Raw genomic sequence first — 22486 nt, 5'->3', positions numbered from 1 at the left:
TCGTTTCGTACAACGCGGTCGGTGATGGGTCACCGGAACCGATCCGGTGAGGGACCTGGACTTGCGATGCCGCCGTCCTCTCCTCATCCCTGGGGGAGGAGGAAGCGGACGGAGATACAAAGAAAGCCGCGGCCCCTGTGTCGGGGTCCGCGGCCACGGTCGAAACTCTCGGCCTGTCCTGCTCTAGGCCGGAATCCTCCGTGGACACTCCCCCGGTACGCCGTAGCGGCGCTGGGTGGCTTCTGCGTGCTCCGCCATGGGCTTGGCCCAATCCAGGGCCGGCTGGGCCTCGGCGGGCACACCACTGCCGTGGCCGGACTGCTCGAACCGGGACCCCAGCAGCGGGAGACGGAGGCCGAGGCTTCCGAACCCACCGGTGGTGCCGCCGTCGCCGACGCCGGTACCCGTGGTGGTGCACTCGCCGAACGCGGCGAAGACGCGCACGCGACCGCCCAGGGCGGTGCCCGAAGCAGCGGTCAGGGACAGCTGACGCGACGGCATGGCAGAGCCAGCGATGAAGCCGATGGTTTCCGTGATGCTGATCATCAGATCGGGCACCTCCTTCACGGTCGGGCGACGGGAATCTTTCACCCTCGCCGGGAGCGGTCATTGCGACGGTGTACACACTATGACTGGCCCACAAAGAGAGCAACCTATTTTTGACCTGCGAAAACGTCCGCATCCGGCCACGGATTCACGGGAATGGGACGGCCCTCGGGAGCGTTACCGCCCGGCGTCCGCGCCCCGCCCGGACCGGCCGGTCGGCCCCACCACGTACGAAGGCCCTGGTCACCGTCGGTGACCAGGGCCTTCGTACGTGGTGGGCAAAGCGCGTCCGCTAGGACGGACCGGGCAGGGCGTCGGACCACCCCTCCGCGTCCACCACGCGGATCAGCCCCTCCTGCACGACCGAGCACACGAGCTCTCCGTCGCGCGTGTACACCAGGCCGCGCGCCAGCCCGCGCGCGCCCTGCGCGGACGGGGCCTCCTGCGCGTACAGCAGCCACTCGTCGGCGCGGAAGGGCCGGTGGAACCACATCGCGTGGTCGAGGCTGGCCATGGAGATGCCCGCGAAGGACCGGCCGTGCCGCAGCAGCACGGTGTCCAGCAGGGTCATGTCCGAGGCGTAGGTCATCAGGCACACATGGGTGAGCCGGTCGTCGGGCAGCTTGCCGTCCACCTTCAGCCACACCGGGTTGTTCTCGGTGCGCAGGCGCGGGTCGCGCTCGGCCTCGTAGGACATCGGGCCCACCGGGCGCAGCTCGATGGGGTGCCAGCGCACGAAGCCGGGCACCCTCCCGAACGCGTCCTGCAGGCGTTCGCGCGTGCTCGGCAGGTCCTCGGGCGGGGGAGCGTCGGGCATCGGGATCTGGTGGTCCAGTCCCGGCTCCTCCTTGTGGAAGGAGGCCGACAGGGTGAAGATCGGCTTGCCGTGCTGGATGGCCACCACCCGGCGGGTGGTGAACGAGCGCCCGTCGCGGACCCGATCCACCTCGTAGACGATCGGCACCGACGGGTCGCCCGGGCGGATGAAGTACGCGTGCAGGGAGTGCACGTAGCGCTCGACCGGGACGGTGCGCCCGGCCGCGACCAGCGCCTGGCCGGCGACCTGTCCGCCGAAGACCCGCTGCGGCCCCTCCGCGGGGCTGCTGCCCCGGAAGATGTTGTCCTCGATCCGCTCCAGGTCCAGCACCGTCAACAGGTCGGCGAGGGACTGTCCCCGCAACTGCGCGTCGGCGCGATCACTCATCCGCTGCTTCCTCCCCGTTCTCCTCCGCCGGGCCCTCCAGGACGTCCGCCGGTTCGGCCCCGGACACCAGCGCGAGTACCGCATCACCGTAGCGATCGAGTTTCACGGCTCCGACACCGGACACGGCCGAGAGCTGGGTGAGGCTCGTGGGCTCCTGTTCGGCGATGGCCTGGAGGGTCGCGTCGGTGAAGACCACGTAGGCGGGCACCTTCTGCTCCTGCGCGATCTCACGGCGCCAGTCGCGCAGCCGCTCCAGCAGCGCCTCATCGTAGCTGGACGGGCAGTCCAGGCAGCGGCCCAGCTTGCGCTCGGCCGCGTCGGTGAGGGTGGTCCCGCACACCCGGCAGCGGGTCACACCGCCCTTGCGGCGCTCGGCGCGCCGGGAGGAGGTGAACGGCGAGGCGGGCCGCAGCCCGTCCAGGAACCGGGAGGGCTTGCGGGTCCTCCTGCCGCCGGGCGAGCGGGCCAGGGACCACGACATCATCAGGCGCTCGCGGGCCCGGGTGACGCCCACGTAGAACAGGCGGCGCTCCTCCTCCACCTGCTCGTCGGTCTCGGCGTAGATGATCGGCACCATGCCCTCGGTGAGGCCGACCAGGAAGACGGCGTCCCACTCCAGGCCCTTGGCGGCGTGCAGGGAGGCGATGGTGACGCCCTCGAAGCCGGGTGCGTGCTCGGTGGCCATACGCATGTCCAGCTCGTCCACGAAGTCGGCCATGGTCGCCGGACGGCCCTCGGGCCCGGGCCCGGCGGCCATGTCCTCGGCCAGCTGGGCGAGCGCGGACAGCGACTCCCAGCGCTCGCGGGCCTGGCGGCCCTCGGGGGCGCTCTCGGTCAGGCCGAGCTGTCCGAGCAGCTGGCGGACCGTGCGCACCAGGGGCTCGGCCTCCTCCCCCGCGGCGCCGTGCCGGGCACCGCGCAGGGTGTGCACGGCCTGCTTGATCTCGGGGCGCTCGAAGAAGCGGGTGGTGCCGCGCATCGTGAACGGCACGCCCTCGTCGGTCAGGGCCTGCTCGTAGGCGGCCGACTGGCCGTTGGTGCGCACCAGCACCGCGATCTCGCTGGCCGGGGTCCCGCCCTCCATCAGGACGCTGATCTTGCGGGCGACCCCGGTGGCCTCGGCGGGCTCGTCGTCGTACTCCTGGTACATCGGGTCGGGGCCGTCGGGGCGCTGCGCCTGGAGGGTCAGGTACTGGGCGGAGGTGGTGCCGCGCGCCTGGGCGATGACGTGGTTGGCCACCCGCACCACCTGGGGGGTGGAGCGGTAGTCGCGGACCAGTTCGACCATGGTGGCGTGCGGGTAGCGGGCGGAGAACCCGGTCAGGTAGCCGGGGGTGGCGCCCGCGAAGGAGTAGATGGTCTGGCTGGGGTCCCCCACCACGCACAGGTCGTCGCGGTCGCCCAGCCAGGCGTCCAGCAGGAGCTGCTGGAGCGGGTTGACGTCCTGGAACTCGTCGACGACGAAGTACCGGTACTGGTCGCGTACGCGCTGGGCGATGGCCGGGTACTCGTTGATCATGCCCGCGGTGAGTTCGAGCATCGACTCGAAGTCGAGCAGGTTGTGCTCGCGGCGCAGCTCCTCGTAGGCCTCGAAGACGCGGGCCACCTCGCCCGCGGGCATCGGGGGCTGGCGGCCCGCCTTGACCACGACCTTGTCGTAGTCGGTGGGGCGCACCTGGGTGACCTTGGCCCACTCGATCTCGCTGGCCAGGTCGCGCAGGCCGGCGCGGTCGGGCTGCAGGCCCACCGAGTGGGCCGCGCGGGAGACGGCCTGGATCTTGCTCTCGATGAGGGTGGGCTTCTCACCGCCGATGACCTGCGGCCAGAAGAAGGCCAGCTGCCGCAGGGCGGCGGCGTGGAAGGTACGGGCCTGCACGCGCGGGGCGCCCAGGCCGCGCAGGCGGCCGCGCATCTCTCCGGCGGCGCGTGCGGTGAAGGTGACCGCGAGGACCTGTTGTTCGGACACCACCCCGCTGGCGACCGCGTAGGCGATGCGGTGGGTGATGGCGCGGGTCTTCCCTGTTCCGGCACCGGCCAGGATGCACACGGGGCCGCGCAGGGCGCGTGCCGCCTGGGTCTGCTCCGGGTCCAGTCCCTCCAGGACGCGGTCGGGGTCCATGGTGCTCCTGCATCGGGTCGGGGCGGATGGGTCTGGCGGCCCAGTCTCTCAAGTATCGGACGTGCCGGGGAGCGGATCGGTCGCCGCGCACCGGCGGACCGCTGGTCACGTGGCGTGCCGGACATTCCAGAACCAGTTGGGCCTGTGAGGCGTCCCACGTTGTGTCGCACGGTCGCGGGAAGCGCTCCGGCCCGCTCGGTGTTGAGATGACCGGACACATCCACGGACCGTCGACGAGGAAGAAGGACGTGAGCGAGATGACGAGCACTGCGACCGAACAGTTCACGATGTACACCACCCCGTGGTGCGGGTACTGCAAACGGCTCAAGAGCCAGCTCGCCCGTGAGGGGATCACCGGCCGTGAGGTGAACATCGAGGAGAACCCTGAGGCCGCGGAACTCGTGATGGAGGCCAACGGAGGGAACCAGACGGTCCCGACGCTGGTCTTCACTGACGGAGCGGCGATGACCAACCCGTCCCTCGCTCAGGTGAAGCAGAAACTGGCCGAGCTGTCGTAGGACGGACGCGGACCGCCGGTCGCGCCCCGTGAGGGGTGCGGCCGCCGCCCCGTCATGGGGCCCGCCTCCGGCGGCGCACCCTCCGACGGCGCTCGGGCCTGGGAGGGCTCGGATGATGACGACGGGGAGTGTGGAGTTGGGGGAGGACATGCGGCCTCATGACACAGCGGTCGCCGACACGGCGAACGTCGGCACGACGGACGTCGGCGTGGTCCGCCGCACCCCGCGGGGGTGGCGTGTGGACGGCGGCGAGGAGGTGCCCGACCTGGTGAGCGCGATGGTCCTGGCGGACCTGCTGTCCCGGGAGTCGGGAACGCGGCTCCCGCGCGCGCAGGCGCCCGGCCGCGCCCCCGAGGGGGCGTCCGAGGTCGAGCGGCTGCGACACACCATCGCGCAGCTGGAGCACGCCCTGCACTCGCGTGTGGTGGTGGAGCAGGCGATCGGGGTCCTGGCGGAGCGGCACACGATGGAGCCGCGCGAGGCCTTCGAGCGGCTGCGCTCCTCGGCGCGCTCGCGCGGCAGGAAGGTGGCCGACCTGGCACGGGACGTGGTGGAGAGCAGCACCAGCCCCCTCACCGCCCTGCCCGACGAGCTGGACTCCCCGGCCGGCCCCCGCTGAGAGCGGGGGCGGCCGGCCCGGGCCGAGGGGCCGGGCGCCGTCCCCTCACCAGCCGCCGGGGAGCTCGGCGCCGTACCAGTGCTCGATGAGGGTGCGGGCGATCGAGACCCGGCCGGGCAGCACGACCTCCTCGGAGTACACGGCCTCGGCCAGTTCGGGGCGGGTGAACCAGCGGGCGACGGCGATCTCGTCGTCGGTCCGCTCGGTCTCGCCCACGGCGCGCGCGGTGTAGCCCACCATGAGGCTGCGCGGGAACGGCCAGGGCTGGGAGGCCAGGTAGTACGGCCGCTCGACCACGACCCCCACCTCCTCGGCGACCTCGCGGACCACGGCCTGCTCCAGTGACTCCCCCGCGTCGACGAACCCGGCTAGCACCGAGAACCGGCGGGCGTCCCACTTGGGGTTGTTGCCGAGCAGCACCTCCTCGCGCCCGTCGCGTTCGCGGTGCACCAGCATGATCACCGCGGGGTCCGTCCGGGGGTACTGCTCCGTGCCCTCCCTGTCGCACACGCGCACGTGTCCGGCGGCGGCCTGCGTGGTGGGAGAGCCGCAGCGGGGGCAGAAACCGTGGGTGGCGTTCCAGTTGGCGAGGGCCACGGCCCGGGTCAGCAGACCGGTGTCGCGGTCGCCGAGCAGGGCGCCGACCTCGCGCAGGGACGCGGGCTCGGCCCCCGGCGCGGGGGCCGGTTCCTCGGTGGAGCGCACCGCGAAGTAGGCGTGCTCCCCGTCGGTGCCGAGCAGGTAGCGCTCGCCCGCGGGCGCGTCGGCCGGGGAGGTGAACACGAGTTCGGGGGCGGGGCCGGTGGTGACCAGCGCCCGGGACTGCCTGGCCATGAGCGCCCGCCAGCCGTGGCTGCCGGGGTCGCCGCCCTCCAGGACCAGGACCCGCGTTCCGGGGTCCGCCCACGCCTCGGCCAGCCATGCGTCGTCCAGGCGCCGGTGCGCCGCGGGGTCGACGGAGAAGCGGGACAGGGAGGGAGTCGCGTCAGCGTCCATGGGTCCTTCCGGGGTCTGCGGGGCCGCCGGGCACGGTCCGTCTCCAACAGGGATAACACCGGTGGCGGCCGCGCGCATCCGGAGAAGGGCCCGCACGGTCGCGGTGCCCCTCGCCCGCCGCCCTCCACGCCCTCGGCGGACGGGCTCGGGCACGGCCGCCCCGGGGCCTCAGTCCAGTCCGACGGTACCGAGCTCCTCCCACAGGTAGGCGGCGCTCTCGGCTCCCTTGAGCAGCAGGGGGACCTCCACCTTCTCGTTGGGGGCGTGGATGCGGTCCTCGTCCAGGCCGACGGCGACGAACACCAGCGGGGCCTCGAGGATGTCGGCGATGTCGGCCTCGGGTCCGCTGCCGCCCTCGCGGGTGAACAGGACCTGGGTGCCGAAGGCGCGCTCCATGGCCGAGCGGGCCGCCTTCAGCGCGGTGGAGGACAGGTCGGAGGCGCAGGCGCGCACGCCGGGGCCGCTGAACTCCGTCTCCGCGCGCAGGCCCGCCGGGGTGCTGGCCTCCACGTAGGCGCGGACGCACTCCTGCACGCGCAGCGGCTCCTGGCCGGGGACCAGCCGGAAGCTGACCTTGGCGTGCGCGGATCGGGGGACGATGGTCTTGCCGCCCGAACCGGTGTGGCCGCCCCACATGCCGTTGATCTCGGCGGTCGGGCGCAGCCAGATCCGCTCCAGCGTGGTGTACCCCCTCTCACCCCAGGTGGCGGTGGAGCCGGCGGTGGCCAGCCACTCGCGCTCGTCGAAGGGCAGCTGGGCGATGAGGTCGCGCTCGGCCCGGCCGGCCTCGACCACCCCGTCGTAGAACCCGGGGACGGCGACGCGGTGGTCCTCGTCGTGCAGGCCGGACAGCAGGTCGCTCATGGCCTTGAGCGGGTTGGGGACCGCGCCGCCGAAGGATCCGCTGTGCAGGTCGCGCTCGGGGCCGTACAGGCTGATCTCGGCGTCGGTGACGCCGCGCATGCCCACGCACATGGACGGGGTGTCGGCCGCCCACATGGTGGTGTCGGAGATGACGGCGACGTCGCAGGCGAGGCGGTCCCTGTTGGCCCGCATCAGCTCGGCGAAGTGCACCGAGCCCGACTCCTCCTCACCCTCCACGAGCAGCTTGACCGTGACCGGCGGCGCGTCGGCCCCGGAGGCGGCCAGTGCGGCGCTCACGCCGAGGGCGTGGAAGAGCACCTGCCCCTTGTCGTCGGAGGCCCCGCGCGCGTGCAGGGAGGTGCCGCGCTCGGTGGGCATGAACGGGTCGGTCTCCCACTCGGAGACCGGGTCGACGGGCTGGACGTCGTGGTGGCCGTAGACGAGCACGGTGGGGGCGGCCGGGTCGGCCGCGGGCCACTCGGCGAACACGGCGGGCAGGCCGGGGGTCTCCCACACCTCGACGGTGGGGAACCCGGTGGCGGTGAGGTGGTCCGCGAGCCACAGCGCGGACCGGCGCACGTCGATGTGGTGCGCGGGGTCGGCGGAGACCGAGGGGATCTCCAGCCACTCCTTGAGGGAGGAGACGAACTCGTCCCGGTGTGCCTCGATGTAGGCGCGTACGTCCATATGGCCCGTCCTTCCTCGACGTCCTTGTCGGAATCGAGCCTAGAACCTGGACGAACCGTCGAAGACGCCGCGTCCTTCCCAGCCGGAGGAGGCCGGGACGGAACCTTTTCACCCGCGGGACACTCGAAGGGCACGGGGCGGGACCCGCCCGCCCCTTCCGCAGACGAGAGGAATCCCCGTGGACACCGTTCCCGCCGCCCCGATCACCGAGAGGTTCGGACGGCTCTTCGCCGCGCTCGACTCCGACGACGACGCCTTCGTGACCTGGGCGGACTACCAGCGGCTCGTGGAGCGCTACGTCCACGGGTACGGGCTGGACCCGCAGGAGCGCCGGGCGCAGGCGATCCGGGTGTCGTACCAGATGCTCTGGCAGGAGCTGCTGCGCCACTCGGGCGCGGAGGGCGAGCGCCTGGAGCGGGAGGAGTTCGTCGCGGCCATGCGCGCGGCGTCGGAGGACCGGAGCCGGTTCAACGCCGCGGAGGGTGTGGCCGAGGCGGTGTTCGACCTGCTCGACACCGACGGCGACGACCGGATCAGCCGGGAGGAGTTCCTGCGGTACGCGAACGCCCTCGGCGCGGAGGCCGCCGACGCCGAGGAGCGGTTCGCGGGGGTGGACGCCGACGAGGACGGGTTCATCAGCCGCGAGGAGTTCGTGCTCTCGGCGCGGGAGTACCTGTTCGGGGACGACACGCGGTCCCCGGGCGGCTTCGTCTCCGGGGTGGTCTGACCGCTCCTTCGGGCGCCGACCCGACCGGGCACGGGCGGGCGGGACGGGAAGGGGTGTCGGGAGCGGTCCCGGCGCCCCTCCCCCTCAGTAGTGGCCCCGGGCGTTCACCACCGTGATCTCCTCGTCCGTCACCACGTACACCAAGCGGTGTTCACCGGTGATCCGGCGTGACCACCGGTTCGGGCCCAGGTGTTCGGGAGGCTCGGGTTTCTCCCGTTCCCGAGAAGGGAGTGCGAAGAGGCTCATCGACGAGTTTGCGAACCTTCTTCGCTGTGCGGCGGTCGTTCTCCACCCACCACATGAAGTCGCCCCAGCCTTCGGCGTGGAAGGCCGGTTTCCTCAGCCGTCCCCCAGCATCCGGTCGATGTCGTCGAGGGTGGCGCTCATGACGTTGCGCCCGGCGTCGACATCCTCACTTCGGCGACGGATGTCCTCCGGAGTGGGGGCAGCAGTACGGACGACACGCACAGAACGAAGGGCGATGGTGCCGTCCCCGCCCTTCTCCACTTCGCAGTACTCGCTGGTGGCCAGCTTCTCCCCGAGGGTGGTCCGACCTCTGCTGCCGGTTCTGACCAGTTCCATCTCCCCTATCCCCTTGACCTGTGTGGGCATAAACCGCAGTACCAAGGTGGGCAGGCGCCACCACGATCGGGGGCCGGCCTCCAGCCCCGCGCCCCGATGACCCGCCCACCCGCCCGGCGACCGTGGAGGAGCACGACCTGGCTCCCGGCGGCGTCGCCTATGTCATGACCGGCCCCGAGGGCGACGGGCACCACGGCTGGTGGAAGGTCGTGTCGGTCGACCCGCCGACCTCCCTGGAGTTCGTCGACGGCTTCTCGGACCAGGACGGCGCCCCGTCCGCCGGCATGCCCAGTGCCACGGCGCGGGTGGAGACCACCGGGGACGGTGACGGGAACCGGATGGTGCTGCGCTCGGTCCTCGCGTCGCTGGAGCAGAGGGAACAGCTCGCGAGGATGGGCATGGTGGAGGGCCTGGAGCAGTCGGTCGGACAGATGGACGCCCTGCCCACCGGGTAGGGCCCGCCCCCTCGGGCGCCCGCGGCGCGGAAGGCCCCGTGGGCGTCCGGACGCCCCCTTCCTCACCCTGGTTCGGGGACGGACTCGATGAGCGCGGCCAGGCCCTCGGCGTCGAGCAGGTCCGCGGGGCGCACGGTCAGTCCGGCGCGCACGTAGTGGAAGGCGGCGCGCACCTCCTCCGGCTCCACCCCCGCCAGGTCCGCCCAGGCCAGGCGGTAGGCGGCCAGCTGCACGCCCACGGCGCGGCGCTCGGCGTCGCCGGAGGGCGGATGGCCGGTCTTCCAGTCCACCACGTCGTAGCGGCCCGTTCCGGGGTCGTGGAAGACCGCGTCCATGCGGCCCCGGATCAGCCGGTCACCGATGACCGTCTCGAAGGGCACCTCCACCTCCACCGGGACGCGCGAGCCCCACTCGCTCTCCTCGAAGCGGCTCTGGAGCTCGGCCAGGTCCTCGTCCTCCCCCGCGGTCTCGTCCGCGGCGCCGGGCAGCTCGTCCAGCAGGGCCGCGCGCTGGCCGAAGCGCTGCTCCAGCCAGGAGTGGAAGGCGGTGCCGCGCCGGGTGTGCGGCGCGGGCGGGCGGGGCAGCGGGCGCCGGATCTGCCGGGCCAGGGCGGAGGGGTCGCGTGCCAGCCACACCATGGACGACACCGACAGGTGGCCGGGCAGCTCGACCTGGACGGTCCCCCCCGCGGTCCCGGCCTCCTCGGCGCGGCGGTGGGCGAGCAGCAGCTCGGTGTCGCGCTCCCAGCCCTGGAGGCGGCGGCTCAGCTTGGGCGGCGGCGCGGCCCTCTCCCGCTCGGGATCGGTCTCCCCCGCGAGCATGCGGGCGCGGGCGCGTTCGACCATGTCGGCGCCGGCGAGGATCTCGGCGCGGCGGCCGTGCCGCCCGCCCCGGCTGGTGTCCTCCCCGTCCGGCGCGCCCGGACCGGCGTCCTCCTCGGGCGGCCACACGGCCGTGTCGTCCTCTTCCTCCTCGTAGGGGTTGTCGTCGGGGTCGGGCCGGGGCTCCCAGCGCTCGACCCTCCTGGGGCCACCGGAGCCGTCACCGCAGGCCTGCCGGATCTCCTCCAGGAACTGTGAGGGCCCGCGCTCGCTCGCGGCGTCGCTTCCCCACCAGTGGCCGGTGCACAGCAGGGCGAAGGAGGCGCGGGTGACGGCGACGTAGGCCAGGCGCCGCTCCTCCAGCAGGTGGCGCTCCTGTTCGGCCGCCTTGAACTCGTCGATACCCGACTTGTCGACCGACAGGAGTTCGGGCAGGTTCCGCCGGTCTCCGCGCAGCCGGTAGGGCAGCAGGTGCTCGCCCTTGATCCACATGTCGCCCTCGGACTGGCTCGTGGGGAACAGCGGGGCGTACCTGCCGCCGCTGATGCCGGGCACGACCACCACGGGCCACTGCAGCCCCTTGGAGGCGTGCATGGTCATGAGCTTGACGGTGTCGCTGCCGCTGACGCGCTCGCCGGGGGCCAGGCCGCTCTCCCTCTCGGCCGCGGCCCTGAGGTAGCTGAGGAAGCTGCCCAGTGTGGGGTCCTCGCTGTTGCCCGCGAAGCGGACCGCGTGGTCGACGAACGCGTCCAGGTCCGCACGCGCGGACAGGGGGTCGCGGTGAATGCGGGCGCCCACCTCGATGTCCAGGCCGAGCATCCGCTCGGTCTCGCTGATCAGGTCGGGCAGCGGCTGGCCGATGAGCTTGCGCAGGGTGCGCAGCTCCTCGGCGAGGCGGCCGAGCCGTTCGCGGGCGGCCTCGGAGTAGTTCGAGGCCGGGCCCGGATCGTCCAGGGCGTCCACCAGGCTGCCGCTCTCGGCGGTCAGGTCGAGGACGGTGCGGCGCAGGACGTCGTCCTCGGGCTCCTCGCCGGGGTCGGGCGAGGTGAGGTCGCGCCGGGTGTGGCGGGCCAGCTCCGCGGCGCGGGCGCCGAGCGCGGCGAGGTCGCGCGGACCGATCCGCCAGCGCGGACCGGTGAGGATGCGTGCGAGCTCGTTGCCCGCGGAGGCGTCGTGGACCACGCGCAGGGTCGCGATGATGTCGCGGACCTCGGGGACCATCATGAGCCCGCCCAGGCCGACGACCTCCACGGGGATCCCGCGCTCCTCCAGGGCCTCACGCAGCGCCGGGAACTGGGAGCGCTTGCGGCACAGCACGGCGACGTCGCCGGGGCTGATCCCGCCGTCCGCGGCGCCGCCGGACTCCCCCGGGGGCCAGGGCAGCCCGTCCGGCGCGGTCTCGGCGCCGCCCGGCTCGCCGGGGGCCGCGCGAAGGTACCTCCCGATCTCCTCGGCGATCCACGCGGCCTCGTCCTTCTGCCCGACGAACAGGCCCGTGCGGACGGTGCCGCGACCGCGCCGGGCCGGCCCCGGGTGCAGGACGGGCACCTCGGCGCTCTCGGCGCGCAGGGGTTCGGAGATGTGCTTGGCGACCTCCAGGACGTGCTCGCCGTTGCGGAAACTGGTGGCCAGTCGGCGCACGGGCGCGGCACGGCCCGGTGCGGCCGGGAAGTCGTTGGGGAAATTGGTGAGGTTGGCGGCGACGGCCCCCCGCCAGCCGTAGATGGACTGGCAGGGGTCCCCGACGGCGGTGACCGGGTGGCCCTCGCCGAACAGGGCGCGCAGCAGCACGAGCTGGGCGTGGCTGGTGTCCTGGTACTCGTCCAGCAGGACCACGCGGAACCGGCCCCGCTCGATGAGGCCGACCTCGGGGTGGTTCTGGGCGATGCGGGCGGCCAGGGACACCTGGTCGCCGAAGTCCATGGCCTCGCGGGCGTGCTTGGCGTGCTCGTAGCGCTCCACGAGCGGCAGGAGCTGCTCGCGGCGCAGCTGGGCGTTGAGCAGGTTGCGGGTGGGCACCGTGGGTTTGCGCGGTAGGGCGTCGACGGCCGCACGCAGCCACCGGCCGATACCGCGCACCTGCTCGGTGGTGGTGAGGTGGTCGGCGATCTGCCCGGACAGGTCCAGGACCCGGCGGGTGACGGTGTCGGCCCCGACCGTGATCAGGTCCATGGGGCCGTCGTACTCGCCGACGATCCGGGAGGCCAGCTGCCAGGCCTGGCCCTCGCTGAGCAGGCGGGAGGTGGGCTCGACGGCCTCGCGCAGGGCGTGGTCGGAGACGATGCGCCCTGCGTAGGCGTTGTAGGTGGACACGGTGGGCTCGCCGTCGAGCAGCTCCTCGGGCAGCTGCTCGGTGGCGCGCAGCTGCTCCAGGCGCCTGCGCACGCGCTCGGCCAGCTCGGCGGTGGCCTTGCGGGTGAAGGTCAGGCCGAGGACCTGCTCGGGGCGCACGTGGCCGTTGGCCACCAGCCAGACCACCCGGGAGGCCATGGTCTCGCTCTTGCCCGACCCCGCACCCGCGATGACCACGCCGGGTTCCAGGGGGGCGGAGATGACCTGGGACTGCTCGGCGGTGGGTTCGGGCTGGCCGAGGAGGCGGGCGAGTTCTGAGGGGGAGAAGCGGGGATGGGGCGGAAGGTGGGGCTGGGGGCCCGGTTCGGGGTGGGAGTGGGGTTGTCGGGGTTGGGTTTCAGACATGTCTGCCCTCGTCCTGGACCGGGCAGCAGGCGCGGACGGCGCACGATCTGCAGCCCTTGTTGCGTGTGGCGGTGAAGCGGGACCCGCCCATACCGGTGGCGACCTCGCGCACCAGGGTCCCTGCCCACCCGGGATCGGGGTCCTCGCCCAGGGGCGGCTGGGGTTGCTCCCGTGCCTTCTTGATCTTCTCGCCGACCTGTACGAGCGAGGCTCCGCCCGGCTCGGTGAGGCCGAGCCTGGCGAAGGCGCCCTTGAGGACGGCCATCTGGTAGACGCCGAGCTGGGGGTGGCGGGCCAGGTCGTCCGCCTTGTTCCTGCCGGTCTTGATGTCCACGACCACGGCGCGGCCCTGGTCGTCGCGTTCGAGGCGGTCCACGCGGCCGATGATCTCGATGCCCCCCAGGTCCACCCGGAAGCCCTCCTCGGTGACGACCAGCTCGCGGTCGTTGGCCGCCTCCCAGTCGACGAGCTTGCGGACCATCGTGTCGGCGCGGTCGCGCTGGGCCCTGGACTGCCAGGGGCCGCCGAAGTCCAGGTCCGCCCAGATCTCGTCCATGCGACCGCTGATCTCCTCGGGGGTGCTGCCCTGGGCGACCAGGACGGCGACGGCGTGCACGACGGTGCCCAGGGCCGAGGCGGAGTCCCCGGAGGAGGCCCCGGCGGCGCGTTCGAGGAGCCAGCGCAGCTGGCAGTTGGTGAAGCTCTCCACCTGGGAGGGCGAGACGCGGATGGTGTCCTCGGCGTCGGCCAGGGGGCGATCGTCGGTGAAGGGGGTGAGCGCGTACCACTCCGAGGGGTCGGCGCCGCGCACGCCCTCCTCGGCCAGGCGGGCCAGGTGTGCGGCGGCGGCCTCGCGCAGCGGTTCGGGTGCTCCGGGGTCGGTGACCACCGAGCGCAGGTCGGCGACGAGCGAGGGCAGGGACAGCCAGCGCAGGCCCGTGCTGACGGGCTCGGGGTCGCCGACGTTCATCTCGGTGAGGAAGCGCGAGGGGCGCTCGTCGGTGTCCTCCCCGCCCACGGCGGTCACCACTAGGGTGCGGCGGGCACGGGTCAGGGCCACGTAGAACAGGCGGCGCTCCTCGTCCAGGAGCTTGGAGGCCAGGGCGGCGCCGGAGGAGTCGGCGGAGTGCACGTCGGCGTCGACGAGTTCCTCCACGCCGAGCAGGGAGCCGCGCAGCCGCAGGTCGGGCCAGTCGCCCTCCTGGGCTCCGGCGACCACGACCAGGCCCCACTCCAGGCCCTTGGAGCGGTGGGCGGTGAGGATGCGCACCGCCTCGCCCTCGGGCGCGCGCTCGGCGAGGCTGTCGCCGGGGATCTCCTGGGCGGCGAGGTCCTCCAGGAACCCGGCGGGGCTGCCGGGGGGCAGCCGGTCGCAGTAGCGGGCCGCGCTCTCGAACAGGGCGACCACGGCGTCCAGGTCGCGGTCCGCGGCGGCGCCCCGGCGGCCCCCGGCCAGGCTGTGGCGCAGGAGCCGGTCGGCGAGGCCGCTGTCGCGCCACAGCTCCCACAGGACCTGTTCGGCGTCGGCCCCCCTGGCGGACAGGTCGCGGACGGTGCGCAGCGCCTCGGCCACACGGGTGGCGGGAGCGGCGACCTCGGGATCGACGAGGGTGAGTTCGGCCGGGTCGCGCAGGGCGTCCACGAGCAGCTGGGAGGCCGGCCGGTAGGCGGTCTCCTCCCCGGGAGCGGTGTGGGCGCGGTCCAGGTCCAGGCGGCGCAGCGCCCGCACGAGCCTGCGCAGCCGTACCGTGTCGGCCTCGCCGAAGGGGCTGGTGAGCAGTTCGCGCGCGGCGTCCTCGTCCAGCTCCTCGGGGGACAGGCCGTAGCGGATCAGCGCGAGCATGGGCCGGACGATGGGCTCGGCGGCCACGGGGAGGTCGTCGGCGCCGACCGCGACGGGGACCGATGCGGCGGTCAGGGCGCGGCGCAGTACCGGCACCTGGCGGCTGGCGGAGCGCACCAGCACGGCCATGTCCGACCACGGGACGCCGTCGACCAGGTGGGCGCGGCGCAGGATGTCGGCGACGACCGCGGCCTCCTGGGTGGCGCTGTCGGCCAGCAGCACGCGGACCTCGCCCTCGGGCAGGCCCTCGGCCGGGAGCAGGTCGCGGTGCTCGTTGACGTGGCCGCGGGCGGAGGCGACCGCGGGCAGGCGCCGGGTCAGGGCGCGCGAGGCCGACAGCAGGGCGGGGCCGCTGCGGCGGCAGGTGCGCAGCGCGACCACGGGGGCCTCGGTGCGCCGCGCGGTCGGGAAGCGGCGCGGGAAGTCCAGGATGCCCCGGACCTCGGCACCGCGGAAGGCGTAGATGGACTGGTCCGGGTCGCCGACCGCGACCAGGTCCCGGCCGTCTCCGGCCAGTGCGCGCAGGAGCTCCTCCTGGGCGGGGTCGGTGTCCTGGTACTCGTCGACGAACACGGCCTCGTGGGCGGCGCGCTCGCGCTCCTGGACCGCGGGGTCGGAGAGCAGGTTCGCGGCGACCCGCACCAGCTCGGCGTAGTTGAGCGTGGGCACGGGGGCGATGTCGAAACGGCCGGTGTAGCGGTCCAGGAACCCGGCGGCCGCGATCCAGTCGTCGCGGTCGCGCTCGCGGCCCAGCCGCTCCAGCTCGGCCGGGCCCATGCCGCGCTCCTGGGCGCGCATGAGGAAGTCGCGCAGCTCCTCGGCGAACCCGCGCGTCTCCAGGGCCGGGCGCAGGCGCTCGGGCCACTCCGCGGCGCCGTCCAGGGCCTCTCCGGCGAGGAGTTCGCGGACCTCCATCAGCTGTTCGGGGCCCGAGAGCAGGCGCGGCGGCAGGTCGCCCATGCGCTGGAACTCCCGGCGGATCAGGGCGTAGGCGTAGCTGTGGAAGGTCAGGGCCAGCGGTTCGCGGGTGGTGCGGCGCAGCCGTGCGGTGATGCGCTCGCGCAGTTCCTGGGCGGCCTTGCGGCTGAAGGTGAGCACCAGCACGTGCGAGGGGTCCAGGCCACGGTGGTCGATGCGGTCGACGACGGCCTCGACGATGGTGGTGGTCTTGCCGGTGCCGGGCCCGGCCAGCACCAGGAGGGGGCCGCCCTCGTGCTCGACCACGCGCCGCTGGTTGTCGTCCAGCACCGGCGGCGGCTGCACCTGGTGGGCGCGCCGCACGAGACGGTACGGAGATGTGTTCACCCCACCAGTTCACCAGAGGTCGGCGACCATCCCGCACGTCATCCTTGCCACAGGGGGTTCCTCAGCTCCCGCCCTCCCCGTCCCACCGGGCCCGCCGCATGTCCACGCGGTCGCTCCCCGGGCGCATCGGGGTGCCCTCCGCCGCGTAGTGGGACAGGGCTCGGACCTCGTGCCCGGAGGCCGGGCGCCCGTCCGCGCGCACCACACGCCACCAGGGCACTCCCCCTCCCCAGGAGGACATGACCGAGCCGACCTGCCGGGGCCCTCCCCGGCCGACGTACTCGGCGATGTCGCCGTAGGCCATCACCCGTCCGGGCGGAATCCGCTCGACCAGCGCCAGGACCTCCTCGGCGTAGTCGTCGGGTCCGCCCTCCTCGTCCGTGAACACCCCCGCAGCGTAGCGCCGACCGCCGACGGGAGAGGGGCTCGGACGTGAGGGGAGGGGCCGCCCCGCGTGGGCGGGACGGCCCCGGAAGGGAGGGCCTTCGGATCAGTTGTGGACCTGGTAGGCCTGCGACCCCCAGGCGAGCTCGGGGTCGCGCCTGCGCGCCTGGCGCGCCCGTACCAGGCCGAACGCCCCCAGCGCGGCGATGCCCGCGCCGAGGATCCACGCCGTCCAGGCGGCGGCGGTGAGGTCCGTGAAGCCCAGCAGCCACGGCATGGCGAACGTCAGGACACCGATCGCGAGGACTCCCGCCTCGCTCGACAGCGCTCCCGGACGGGTGATGGAGACGACGGCGGCCACGATGACCGCCAGGCCGAGGACGAACATCGCGCCCCCGCCGAAGCCGTACATCCCGTGCCACAGCCAGCTCAGTCCCAGGGCCAGACCGGCGAGGATCGCCGCCCAGTCCGCCCAGCGTCCCTGCCATCGCATGGAGCCACCTCCCAGCGTCGGGGACCGCCGCCGGCGGTCAGCCGGCGGCCTCTGCACGGACTCCTACCCAGTCACGGCTCCCACAGGCGCGGGAGGGCGCGAAAACACGCGGGGCGGCGCCGGAAGGGATCTTCCGGTGCCGCCCCGCGAACGGCGGGGAGGGCGTCCCCGCGGGACGCCGCCTAGTAGGTGGGCAGGCTCGGGTCGACCTGGTTGACCCAGGCCAGGACGCCGCCACCCACGTGGACGGCGTCGGAGAACCCGGCCGCGTGCACCGCCGCCAGCGCCTCGGCCGAGCGCACTCCCGACTTGCAGTGCAGGACGATGCGCTTGTCCTGGGGCAGCTGCTCGAACGCCTTGCCGTTGAGGAACTCGCCCTTGGGGATGAGCGTGGCCCCCGGGATGTTGACGATCTCGTACTCGTTCTTCTCCCGGACGTCCACGAGGAAGACGTCCTCGGGCTTGTTGTCCAGCAGCTCCTTGAGCTCGCCCGCGGTGATCGTGGCGCCGGCGGCGGCCTCGGTGGCCTCCTCCGACACGGCTCCGCAGAACGCCTCGTAGTCGATGAGCTCGGTGACCGGCTCGGTGTCGGGGTCCTTGCGGACCTTGACCTCGCGCCAGCTCATCTCCAGGGCGTCGAAGATGAGCAGGCGGCCCACCAGCGGGTCGCCGATGCCGGTGATCAGCTTGATGGCCTCGTTGACCATGACCGAGCCGATGGAGGCGCACAGCACGCCCAGGACACCGCCCTCGGCGCAGGAGGGCACCATGCCGGGCGGCGGGGGCTCGGGGTACAGGTCGCGGTACTGGGGCCCGTACTCGTTCCAGAAGACGCTGACCTGGCCGTCGAAGCGGTAGATGGAACCCCACACGTACGGCTTGTTCAGGATGACGCAGGCGTCGTTGACCAGGTAGCGGGTCGCGAAGTTGTCGGTCCCGTCCAGGACCAGGTCGTAGTCGGCGAAGACCTCCAACGCGTTGTCCGACTCCAGGCGCTCCTGGTGCAGGACCACACGGGTGCCCGGGTTCACCTCCTTGACGCTGTCCCGGGCGGACTCGGCCTTGGGGCGGCCGACGTCGCTCTGTCCGTGGATGATCTGGCGCTGGAGGTTGGACTCGTCCACGACGTCGAAGTCGATGATGCCGAGCGTGCCCACACCCGCGGCGGCCAGGTAGAGCAGCGCCGGGGAGCCCAGGCCGCCCGCGCCGACGACCAGGACCTTGGCGTTCTTCAGGCGCTTTTGCCCGTCCATACCCACGTCGGGGATGATCAGGTGGCGCGAGTATCGGCGCACCTCGTCCACGGTCAGCTCGTCAGCTGGTTCCACCAGCGGCGGCAGCGACACGGTGACTCCTCATGTCTGTTCGGTTGCTTCGCACCACCCGTACCAAGGGAGCACCGGGCGGGGGACGGAGGGCGCGAAGCGTGCTTGCACTCATACCCAACCTAACGGGTGGGGTTTTCCATTCCCACCTCCGGGAGGTGTGGGAGCACACACGCGCCCGCGCACGTCCTCCCTACGGCAACCACCGCCGGCCGCGAGTTCATCCCGCGCGGCCGGCGTACCGTTCCAGGCGGTGGGTAGTGGTCGCCTGTACGGTCGGCGACGACGTTGGGAGGCCCCTGTGGCACAGGAGAACCGTTCCGTGAGACGGCGCCCGGACGCCGACGAGCTCCCCGTTCCCGAGGTGCCCGAGGCCGATGCGGCCGAGCAGCGCACACCGGCCGGGGACGACGACGCCGGGAACGGGTGGAACGAACCGCCCGCGGAGAGCTTCGACCAGGCGTCCGAGGCGGACGTGGTGGAGCAGGCGCTCGACGTCGGGGACGAGGACGACGAACGAAGGTGACCGCGTCCGGATCCGTTCCCCGCTTTTCTCCGGAGTTTCTCAGGACGCCCTCCGCCGCCGACACGTCCCCGACCGCCTGTTCCACGGGTGTCCGGAGCGGGTCGCGCGGCCCCGGAACGTACTCCGTCCTGCCCGGGGGGAACCTACGCCGGAGTAAGATGAGGGGGAAAGCTGTGGAACGCGCCACCGGCGGCGTTCGACGGCACTAGCCACGCAGATGTCCGGTGATGGCGTGCATCTGCCATGCCGAGTTCGGAGGGTGTGGGTGTGACAGCTCCTTCAGACGCCCGCGCCCGGGGTACCCGCTTGCCCCGGGTCAGGCGCCGCCGTCAACTCCTGGCCGCTGCCCAGGAGGTCTTCGTCGCACGCGGGTACCACGCGGCGGCGATGGACGAGATCGCCGACCGCGCCGGGGTCAGCAAGCCCGTGCTCTACCAGCACTTCCCAGGCAAGCTGGAGCTGTACCTGGCCCTGCTCGAGGAGCACTCCGAGGTGCTGGTCGAAAAGCAGCGCGAGGCCCTGGAGAGCACCGACGACAACCGCCAGCGCGTCATCGCGAGCTTTCGCGCCTACTTCGACTTCGTCGCGGGCGACGGCGAGGCCTTCCGCCTGGTGTTCGAGTCCGACCTGCGCAACCTGCCCGCCGTGCGGGAGAAGAGCGAGGAGACCTTCCAGCGCTGCGCCGAGCTGATCGGCGCGGTGATCCGGCAGGACACCAGCATCTCCGACGAGGAGGCGCACCTGCTGAGCATCGGGCTGGTCGGCATGGCCGAGACCAGCGCCCGGTACTGGCTCAACAACCACGGTTCCGTCCCCAAGGACGCCGCGGAGCAGCTGGTGGCCCGCCTGGCCTGGCGCGGGATCAGCGGCTGGGACCTGCACCGCGCGGCGGGGGAACAGGACTGACCGTTCCGCGGAAAGGACCCCCGGGCGCCGAGTGCGCCCGGGGGTCCTTCCGTCGCGATGGGGTCCTTCCGTCGCGAAACGCGGAAAACATCCACCCATCATTTCGCAAGGAATTCCCAAAGAAAAGGTAACCGTCCCGACTCGCGCGGGACAGGCGATTCAATTTTCGCCCCACGGGTATCGGCGAAATGAGAAGTAACGCGCTTCTCTTCGCCGTATCCGCCTGGTCCCTGCTCGGACCCCCGGCGGAGCAAGCGATTTGGGGGTGAAGACGTTATGAACGTGGGTCAGGGACTGACGACGGCCTGGGAGGCGGTGGTCAGCTTCGTTCCGCTGCTGATCGGCTTCCTGGTGATCCTGGTCCTGGGCTGGCTTGTCGCCTGGATCGTGGGCAAGGCCGTCGCCAAGGGCCTGCACAGCGTCGGACTGGACCGCGCGCTCCACCGCGGGGGTGTGGGCGAGTACTTCGAGCGCAGCCGCTGGAGCGCCAGCGAGCTGTGCGGAAAGATCATCTACTACGTCGGACTGTTGTTCGTGTTCACGCTCGCGTTCAACGTCTTCGGACCGAACCCGGTCAGCACGCTGCTCAGTGACGTCATCGCCTGGATCCCACGCGGCATCGTGGCGCTGGTGATCGTCGTGGTGACCGCGATGATCGCCAAGGCGGTCCACAACATCATCTCCGGTGCGCTGGGCGGGCTGTCCTACGGCCGGGTCCTGGCCAACGTGGCGGCCGTGTTCATCATGGCGCTCGGTGTCATCGCCGCGCTGAACCAGATGGGCGTCGCCGTGAGCGTGACCATGCCGGTCCTGATCACGGTCCTGGCCACGGTCGGCGGCATCCTCGTCGTCGGCGTGGGCGGCGGCATGATCGAACCGATGCGGTCGCGCTGGTCCCGCTGGCTGGACGTCGCCGAGCGTGAGACCGGCCGGATCAGCGAGGAGCGCAGTTACCGCGCCGGGCACGAGGCTGCCATGAGCCGTCCCGCCGAGCGCGCGGAGCGGCGCGAGGGGGCCACGTCCCAGGCCGCGCGCCGCGGCGGGGGCGGTGAGACGCCCACCCCGTAACCGGACCGCGCGGCACACGGCCGCGGACACCAGTGAGGGCGGGACCGACCGGTCCCGCCCTTCGTCGTGCGCGCGTGCTTTTCCGTGCCCGCCCGGGGAGGCCCCGCCGAGGTCCCTAGAGGAACTCCGAGTCCCGCAGTTCCAGACGGGAGAGCTGTTCGATCCGCCGGAAGGCCAGTACCACGGAGGCGATGATCGGGAGGAAGGCCAGCCAGAAGGCGACACTCCCGGGCCCGGTGAAGACCATCGACGCCAGCGCGACGACGAAGATCAGTGCGAAAAGCGCGAAGTCGACGCGGTCCTGTTGAATCAGGACGCCGACCGGTGGGCGCGCCGCCCCATGCCGACCGCTCCTCATTCGCCTTCCTTTCTTGCGGCTCCGCGAGCCGCTCCGCCAGTTACGGCGCATGCCGGTCCGGTTACCGGACCTCCATAACGCCGCCAGTCCCACGTTGCATTCCGCAGGGCCCTGGTTCGACCACGGTGCGCCGGGCCGGACTCGGCCGCTGGGAGTCACCGGTACTTCTCAGCGTACGCCCAGCGTGGGGTTTCCACCGGAGAACTGGCAGGGCTGGTGGCCACGAGGAGCTCGGATTGTGGACCGTACCGGCCTGCGGACGTCACCAACCTAGCGGACGAAACCGCGATCCTTGGCCAGGCGGCAGATCGCGAGGATGCGGAGGGTCTCCCAGTCGTACTCGACCGCCTCGGAGTCCCAGCCCCGTTCGAGGCAGCCGTCGAGGAACCCGTGGAGGTAGGTACCGAGGGTGCGCGCGTTGAGCTCGTCGCCGGAGGCGGTGATGCCTTCGCACACCTGTGCGGCGTGCTGGTCCAGTTCAGCACACATCCAGGGCTCGATCGGCCCGTCGAGGGGGCCGATCCGGTGGAAGTCACGGGTCAGTCCGGCCAGCGGATGGCGCACGGAGGTCCCACTGGGCATGGAAGTACCTACTCGGGTGGTCAGGAGACGGAAGCTCCACCGATTTTACGGGCACCAGCCAACGAATCGTCACGAAAGCGTTGGATATTACCCGCACTTGACCAAGACATCCCAAGTCTGGGCCAAGTTTGCGTAATACCTGGAGCCGGCGCCCAGAGGGTCAGGCGGACAGCCCCATGGCCTCCAGGCGGGCCGAGTGGCGGTCGGTCAGCGAGGCGAACATCCTGCTGACCGCGGCGAGGTCGCCCAGGCCGGTGCCGCCATCGGCGGCCTTGGGGTCCTTGGCCAGCAGCGCCGCGAGGTCGGGGCGGGCCACCGCCACCGACTGCGCCTGGCTGAGCGCCTCGCCGACCAGGCGGCGGGCCCACAGGGACAGGCGCCCGGCCAGCTTGGGGTCCTCCCCCACGGCGGCGCGCACCGTCTCCGAGACGAACTCGGCGCGCCCCGTCTCGGCCAGCACGCCCTCCACCAGGGTCCGCGTCTCCTCGTCGGCCAGCGCGGCGACCTTGCGGTAGAAGTCCCCCGCGATACCGTCGCCGACGTAGGTCTTGACCAGGCTCTCCAGCCAGCTCTGCGGCTCGGTCCGGGCGTGCCAGGCGTCCAGCGGGCCCACGAACGGCGCCATGGCCTCCTCCGGGTCGACTCCCAGCTCCTCCAGCCGGTCCCGCAGCGTCTGGTAGTGCGCCTGCTCGGCGGCGGCGAGGGCGGCCAGCTGGCCCTTGGACCGCAGGGAGGGGGCCAGCCCCGCGTCGTCGGCGAGGCGGAAGAAGGAACCGAGCTCGGCGTAGGCGAGCAGCCCGAGCAGATCGATCACACCGGGGCTGGCAGAGGGGCCTTGGGTCATGCCGGCCAGCGTATCGC

22 protein-coding genes are annotated in these 22486 nt (G+C 72.5%); 7 read left to right on the top strand and 15 right to left on the bottom strand.

The features are described 5' to 3' along the window. Positions 1–183 precede the first annotated feature (183 nt). The 3 genes from A6A08_RS19795 to A6A08_RS19785 form a co-directional block, all read right to left on the bottom strand. The gene (locus tag A6A08_RS19795; protein WP_073704118.1) at positions 184–546 is read right to left on the bottom strand and encodes a hypothetical protein; all 363 of its coding nucleotides are present in this window, start codon (positions 544–546) and stop codon (positions 184–186) included. A 292-nt stretch (positions 547–838) separates the two neighbouring features. Further along, positions 839–1750 (bottom strand): acyl-CoA thioesterase II, encoded by a 912-nt coding sequence (gene tesB / locus A6A08_RS19790; protein WP_073704117.1) that lies wholly within the window; start codon positions 1748–1750, stop codon positions 839–841. After that, positions 1743–3869 (bottom strand): ATP-dependent DNA helicase UvrD2, encoded by a 2127-nt coding sequence (locus tag A6A08_RS19785; RefSeq protein WP_073704116.1) that lies wholly within the window; start codon positions 3867–3869, stop codon positions 1743–1745. The genes tesB and A6A08_RS19785 overlap by 8 nt, the downstream gene beginning before the upstream one ends. A gap of 257 nt (positions 3870–4126) precedes the next feature. Here A6A08_RS19785 and A6A08_RS19780 point away from each other — a divergent pair, with 257 nt between their 5' ends. Beyond that, entirely contained in the window at positions 4127–4387 is a 261-nt protein-coding gene (locus A6A08_RS19780; RefSeq protein WP_073704388.1) for a mycoredoxin, read from the top strand. A gap of 148 nt (positions 4388–4535) precedes the next feature. Further along, positions 4536–5006, top strand: a complete 471-nt coding sequence (locus A6A08_RS19775) for an ANTAR domain-containing protein (protein ID WP_199866994.1) — start codon at positions 4536–4538, stop codon at positions 5004–5006. Between the two features lie 45 nt (positions 5007–5051). On the opposite strand, the gene nudC is transcribed toward A6A08_RS19775, so the two are convergent. After that, the gene (gene nudC, locus A6A08_RS19770) at positions 5052–6002 is read right to left on the bottom strand and encodes an NAD(+) diphosphatase (protein ID WP_073704115.1); all 951 of its coding nucleotides are present in this window, start codon (positions 6000–6002) and stop codon (positions 5052–5054) included. A gap of 168 nt (positions 6003–6170) precedes the next feature. Then, a complete protein-coding gene (locus A6A08_RS19765) occupies positions 6171–7553 on the bottom strand; it encodes a dipeptidase (RefSeq protein WP_073704114.1) in 1383 nt (460 codons plus the stop codon). 178 nt (positions 7554–7731) lie between these two features. Between A6A08_RS19765 and A6A08_RS19760 the strand changes: the two genes are divergently transcribed. Further along, positions 7732–8280, top strand: coding sequence for an EF-hand domain-containing protein (locus A6A08_RS19760; RefSeq protein ID WP_199866993.1), 549 nt, complete (start codon positions 7732–7734; stop codon positions 8278–8280). 84 nt (positions 8281–8364) lie between these two features. On the opposite strand, the gene A6A08_RS19755 is transcribed toward A6A08_RS19760, so the two are convergent. Both A6A08_RS19755 and A6A08_RS19750 read right to left on the bottom strand, forming a co-directional pair. Next, positions 8365–8526 carry a Txe/YoeB family addiction module toxin gene (locus tag A6A08_RS19755; protein ID WP_274534054.1) on the bottom strand — a complete coding sequence of 54 codons (162 nt, stop codon included), beginning with the start codon at positions 8524–8526 and terminating at the stop codon, positions 8365–8367. A gap of 93 nt (positions 8527–8619) precedes the next feature. Continuing rightward, the gene (locus A6A08_RS19750; protein WP_143181813.1) at positions 8620–8862 is read right to left on the bottom strand and encodes a hypothetical protein; all 243 of its coding nucleotides are present in this window, start codon (positions 8860–8862) and stop codon (positions 8620–8622) included. A 122-nt stretch (positions 8863–8984) separates the two neighbouring features. Here A6A08_RS19750 and A6A08_RS19745 point away from each other — a divergent pair, with 122 nt between their 5' ends. Beyond that, a complete protein-coding gene (locus tag A6A08_RS19745) occupies positions 8985–9317 on the top strand; it encodes an SRPBCC domain-containing protein (RefSeq protein ID WP_073704111.1) in 333 nt (110 codons plus the stop codon). 62 nt (positions 9318–9379) lie between these two features. Here the strand turns inward: A6A08_RS19745 and A6A08_RS19740 are convergent, their stop codons facing one another. The 5 genes from A6A08_RS19740 to moeZ form a co-directional block, all read right to left on the bottom strand. Then, positions 9380–12835, bottom strand: coding sequence for an ATP-dependent DNA helicase (locus A6A08_RS19740; protein WP_073704110.1), 3456 nt, complete (start codon positions 12833–12835; stop codon positions 9380–9382). Then, on the bottom strand, positions 12828–15959 hold the full coding sequence (locus A6A08_RS19735) for an ATP-dependent DNA helicase (RefSeq protein WP_199867003.1): 3132 nt from the start codon (positions 15957–15959) through the stop codon (positions 12828–12830). Before A6A08_RS19735 ends, A6A08_RS19740 begins: the two co-directional genes overlap by 8 nt. Positions 15960–16044: 85 nt before the next feature. After that, positions 16045–16371: an MGMT family protein gene (locus A6A08_RS19730; RefSeq protein ID WP_073704108.1), complete on the bottom strand. Its 327-nt coding sequence runs from the start codon at positions 16369–16371 to the stop codon at positions 16045–16047. A 102-nt stretch (positions 16372–16473) separates the two neighbouring features. Then, the gene (locus A6A08_RS19725; protein WP_073704107.1) at positions 16474–16860 is read right to left on the bottom strand and encodes an SPW repeat protein; all 387 of its coding nucleotides are present in this window, start codon (positions 16858–16860) and stop codon (positions 16474–16476) included. A gap of 182 nt (positions 16861–17042) precedes the next feature. After that, positions 17043–18206: an adenylyltransferase/sulfurtransferase MoeZ gene (moeZ, locus tag A6A08_RS19720; protein WP_073704106.1), complete on the bottom strand. Its 1164-nt coding sequence runs from the start codon at positions 18204–18206 to the stop codon at positions 17043–17045. Between the two features lie 301 nt (positions 18207–18507). Between moeZ and A6A08_RS19715 the strand changes: the two genes are divergently transcribed. From A6A08_RS19715 to A6A08_RS19705, 3 genes are all read left to right on the top strand, one after another. After that, entirely contained in the window at positions 18508–18711 is a 204-nt protein-coding gene (locus A6A08_RS19715; protein ID WP_242422739.1) for a hypothetical protein, read from the top strand. A gap of 267 nt (positions 18712–18978) precedes the next feature. Then, entirely contained in the window at positions 18979–19617 is a 639-nt protein-coding gene (locus A6A08_RS19710; RefSeq protein ID WP_073704104.1) for a TetR/AcrR family transcriptional regulator, read from the top strand. Positions 19618–19893: 276 nt separating this feature from the next. Continuing rightward, positions 19894–20685: a hypothetical protein gene (locus A6A08_RS19705; protein WP_073704103.1), complete on the top strand. Its 792-nt coding sequence runs from the start codon at positions 19894–19896 to the stop codon at positions 20683–20685. Positions 20686–20800: 115 nt separating this feature from the next. Here A6A08_RS19705 and A6A08_RS19700 read toward each other — a convergent pair whose 3' ends face one another. The 3 genes from A6A08_RS19700 to A6A08_RS19690 form a co-directional block, all read right to left on the bottom strand. Next, a complete protein-coding gene (locus A6A08_RS19700; RefSeq protein ID WP_073704102.1) occupies positions 20801–21043 on the bottom strand; it encodes a hypothetical protein in 243 nt (80 codons plus the stop codon). 270 nt (positions 21044–21313) lie between these two features. Next, positions 21314–21625 carry a DUF6401 family natural product biosynthesis protein gene (locus A6A08_RS19695; protein ID WP_073704101.1) on the bottom strand — a complete coding sequence of 104 codons (312 nt, stop codon included), beginning with the start codon at positions 21623–21625 and terminating at the stop codon, positions 21314–21316. Between the two features lie 160 nt (positions 21626–21785). Further along, on the bottom strand, positions 21786–22469 hold the full coding sequence (locus tag A6A08_RS19690) for a ferritin-like fold-containing protein (protein ID WP_073704100.1): 684 nt from the start codon (positions 22467–22469) through the stop codon (positions 21786–21788). Between the last annotated feature and the right edge of the window lie 17 nt (positions 22470–22486).

It is taken from the genome of Nocardiopsis sp. TSRI0078, assembly GCF_001905145.1.
Classification (GTDB): domain Bacteria; phylum Actinomycetota; class Actinomycetes; order Streptosporangiales; family Streptosporangiaceae; genus Nocardiopsis.
This window is presented reverse-complemented; position numbering and strand designations above follow the sequence as displayed.

Coding starts and splice junctions, on each gene's coding strand:
- A6A08_RS19780 (WP_073704388.1), top strand. CDS start 4,127: ATGACGAGCACTGCGACCGAACAGTTCACGATGTACACCACCCCGTGG.
- nudC (WP_073704115.1), bottom strand. CDS start 6,002: ATGGACGCTGACGCGACTCCCTCCCTGTCCCGCTTCTCCGTCGACCCC.
- A6A08_RS19785 (WP_073704116.1), bottom strand. CDS start 3,869: ATGGACCCCGACCGCGTCCTGGAGGGACTGGACCCGGAGCAGACCCAG.
- A6A08_RS19690 (WP_073704100.1), bottom strand. CDS start 22,469: ATGACCCAAGGCCCCTCTGCCAGCCCCGGTGTGATCGATCTGCTCGGG.
- A6A08_RS19705 (WP_073704103.1), top strand. CDS start 19,894: ATGAACGTGGGTCAGGGACTGACGACGGCCTGGGAGGCGGTGGTCAGC.
- A6A08_RS19755 (WP_274534054.1), bottom strand. CDS start 8,526: ATGAGCCTCTTCGCACTCCCTTCTCGGGAACGGGAGAAACCCGAGCCT.
- A6A08_RS19765 (WP_073704114.1), bottom strand. CDS start 7,553: ATGGACGTACGCGCCTACATCGAGGCACACCGGGACGAGTTCGTCTCC.
- A6A08_RS19740 (WP_073704110.1), bottom strand. CDS start 12,835: ATGTCTGAAACCCAACCCCGACAACCCCACTCCCACCCCGAACCGGGC.
- A6A08_RS19700 (WP_073704102.1), bottom strand. CDS start 21,043: ATGAGGAGCGGTCGGCATGGGGCGGCGCGCCCACCGGTCGGCGTCCTG.
- A6A08_RS19750 (WP_143181813.1), bottom strand. CDS start 8,862: ATGGAACTGGTCAGAACCGGCAGCAGAGGTCGGACCACCCTCGGGGAG.
- A6A08_RS19795 (WP_073704118.1), bottom strand. CDS start 546: ATGATCAGCATCACGGAAACCATCGGCTTCATCGCTGGCTCTGCCATG.
- A6A08_RS19775 (WP_199866994.1), top strand. CDS start 4,536: ATGCGGCCTCATGACACAGCGGTCGCCGACACGGCGAACGTCGGCACG.
- A6A08_RS19725 (WP_073704107.1), bottom strand. CDS start 16,860: ATGCGATGGCAGGGACGCTGGGCGGACTGGGCGGCGATCCTCGCCGGT.
- A6A08_RS19695 (WP_073704101.1), bottom strand. CDS start 21,625: ATGCCCAGTGGGACCTCCGTGCGCCATCCGCTGGCCGGACTGACCCGT.
- tesB (WP_073704117.1), bottom strand. CDS start 1,750: ATGAGTGATCGCGCCGACGCGCAGTTGCGGGGACAGTCCCTCGCCGAC.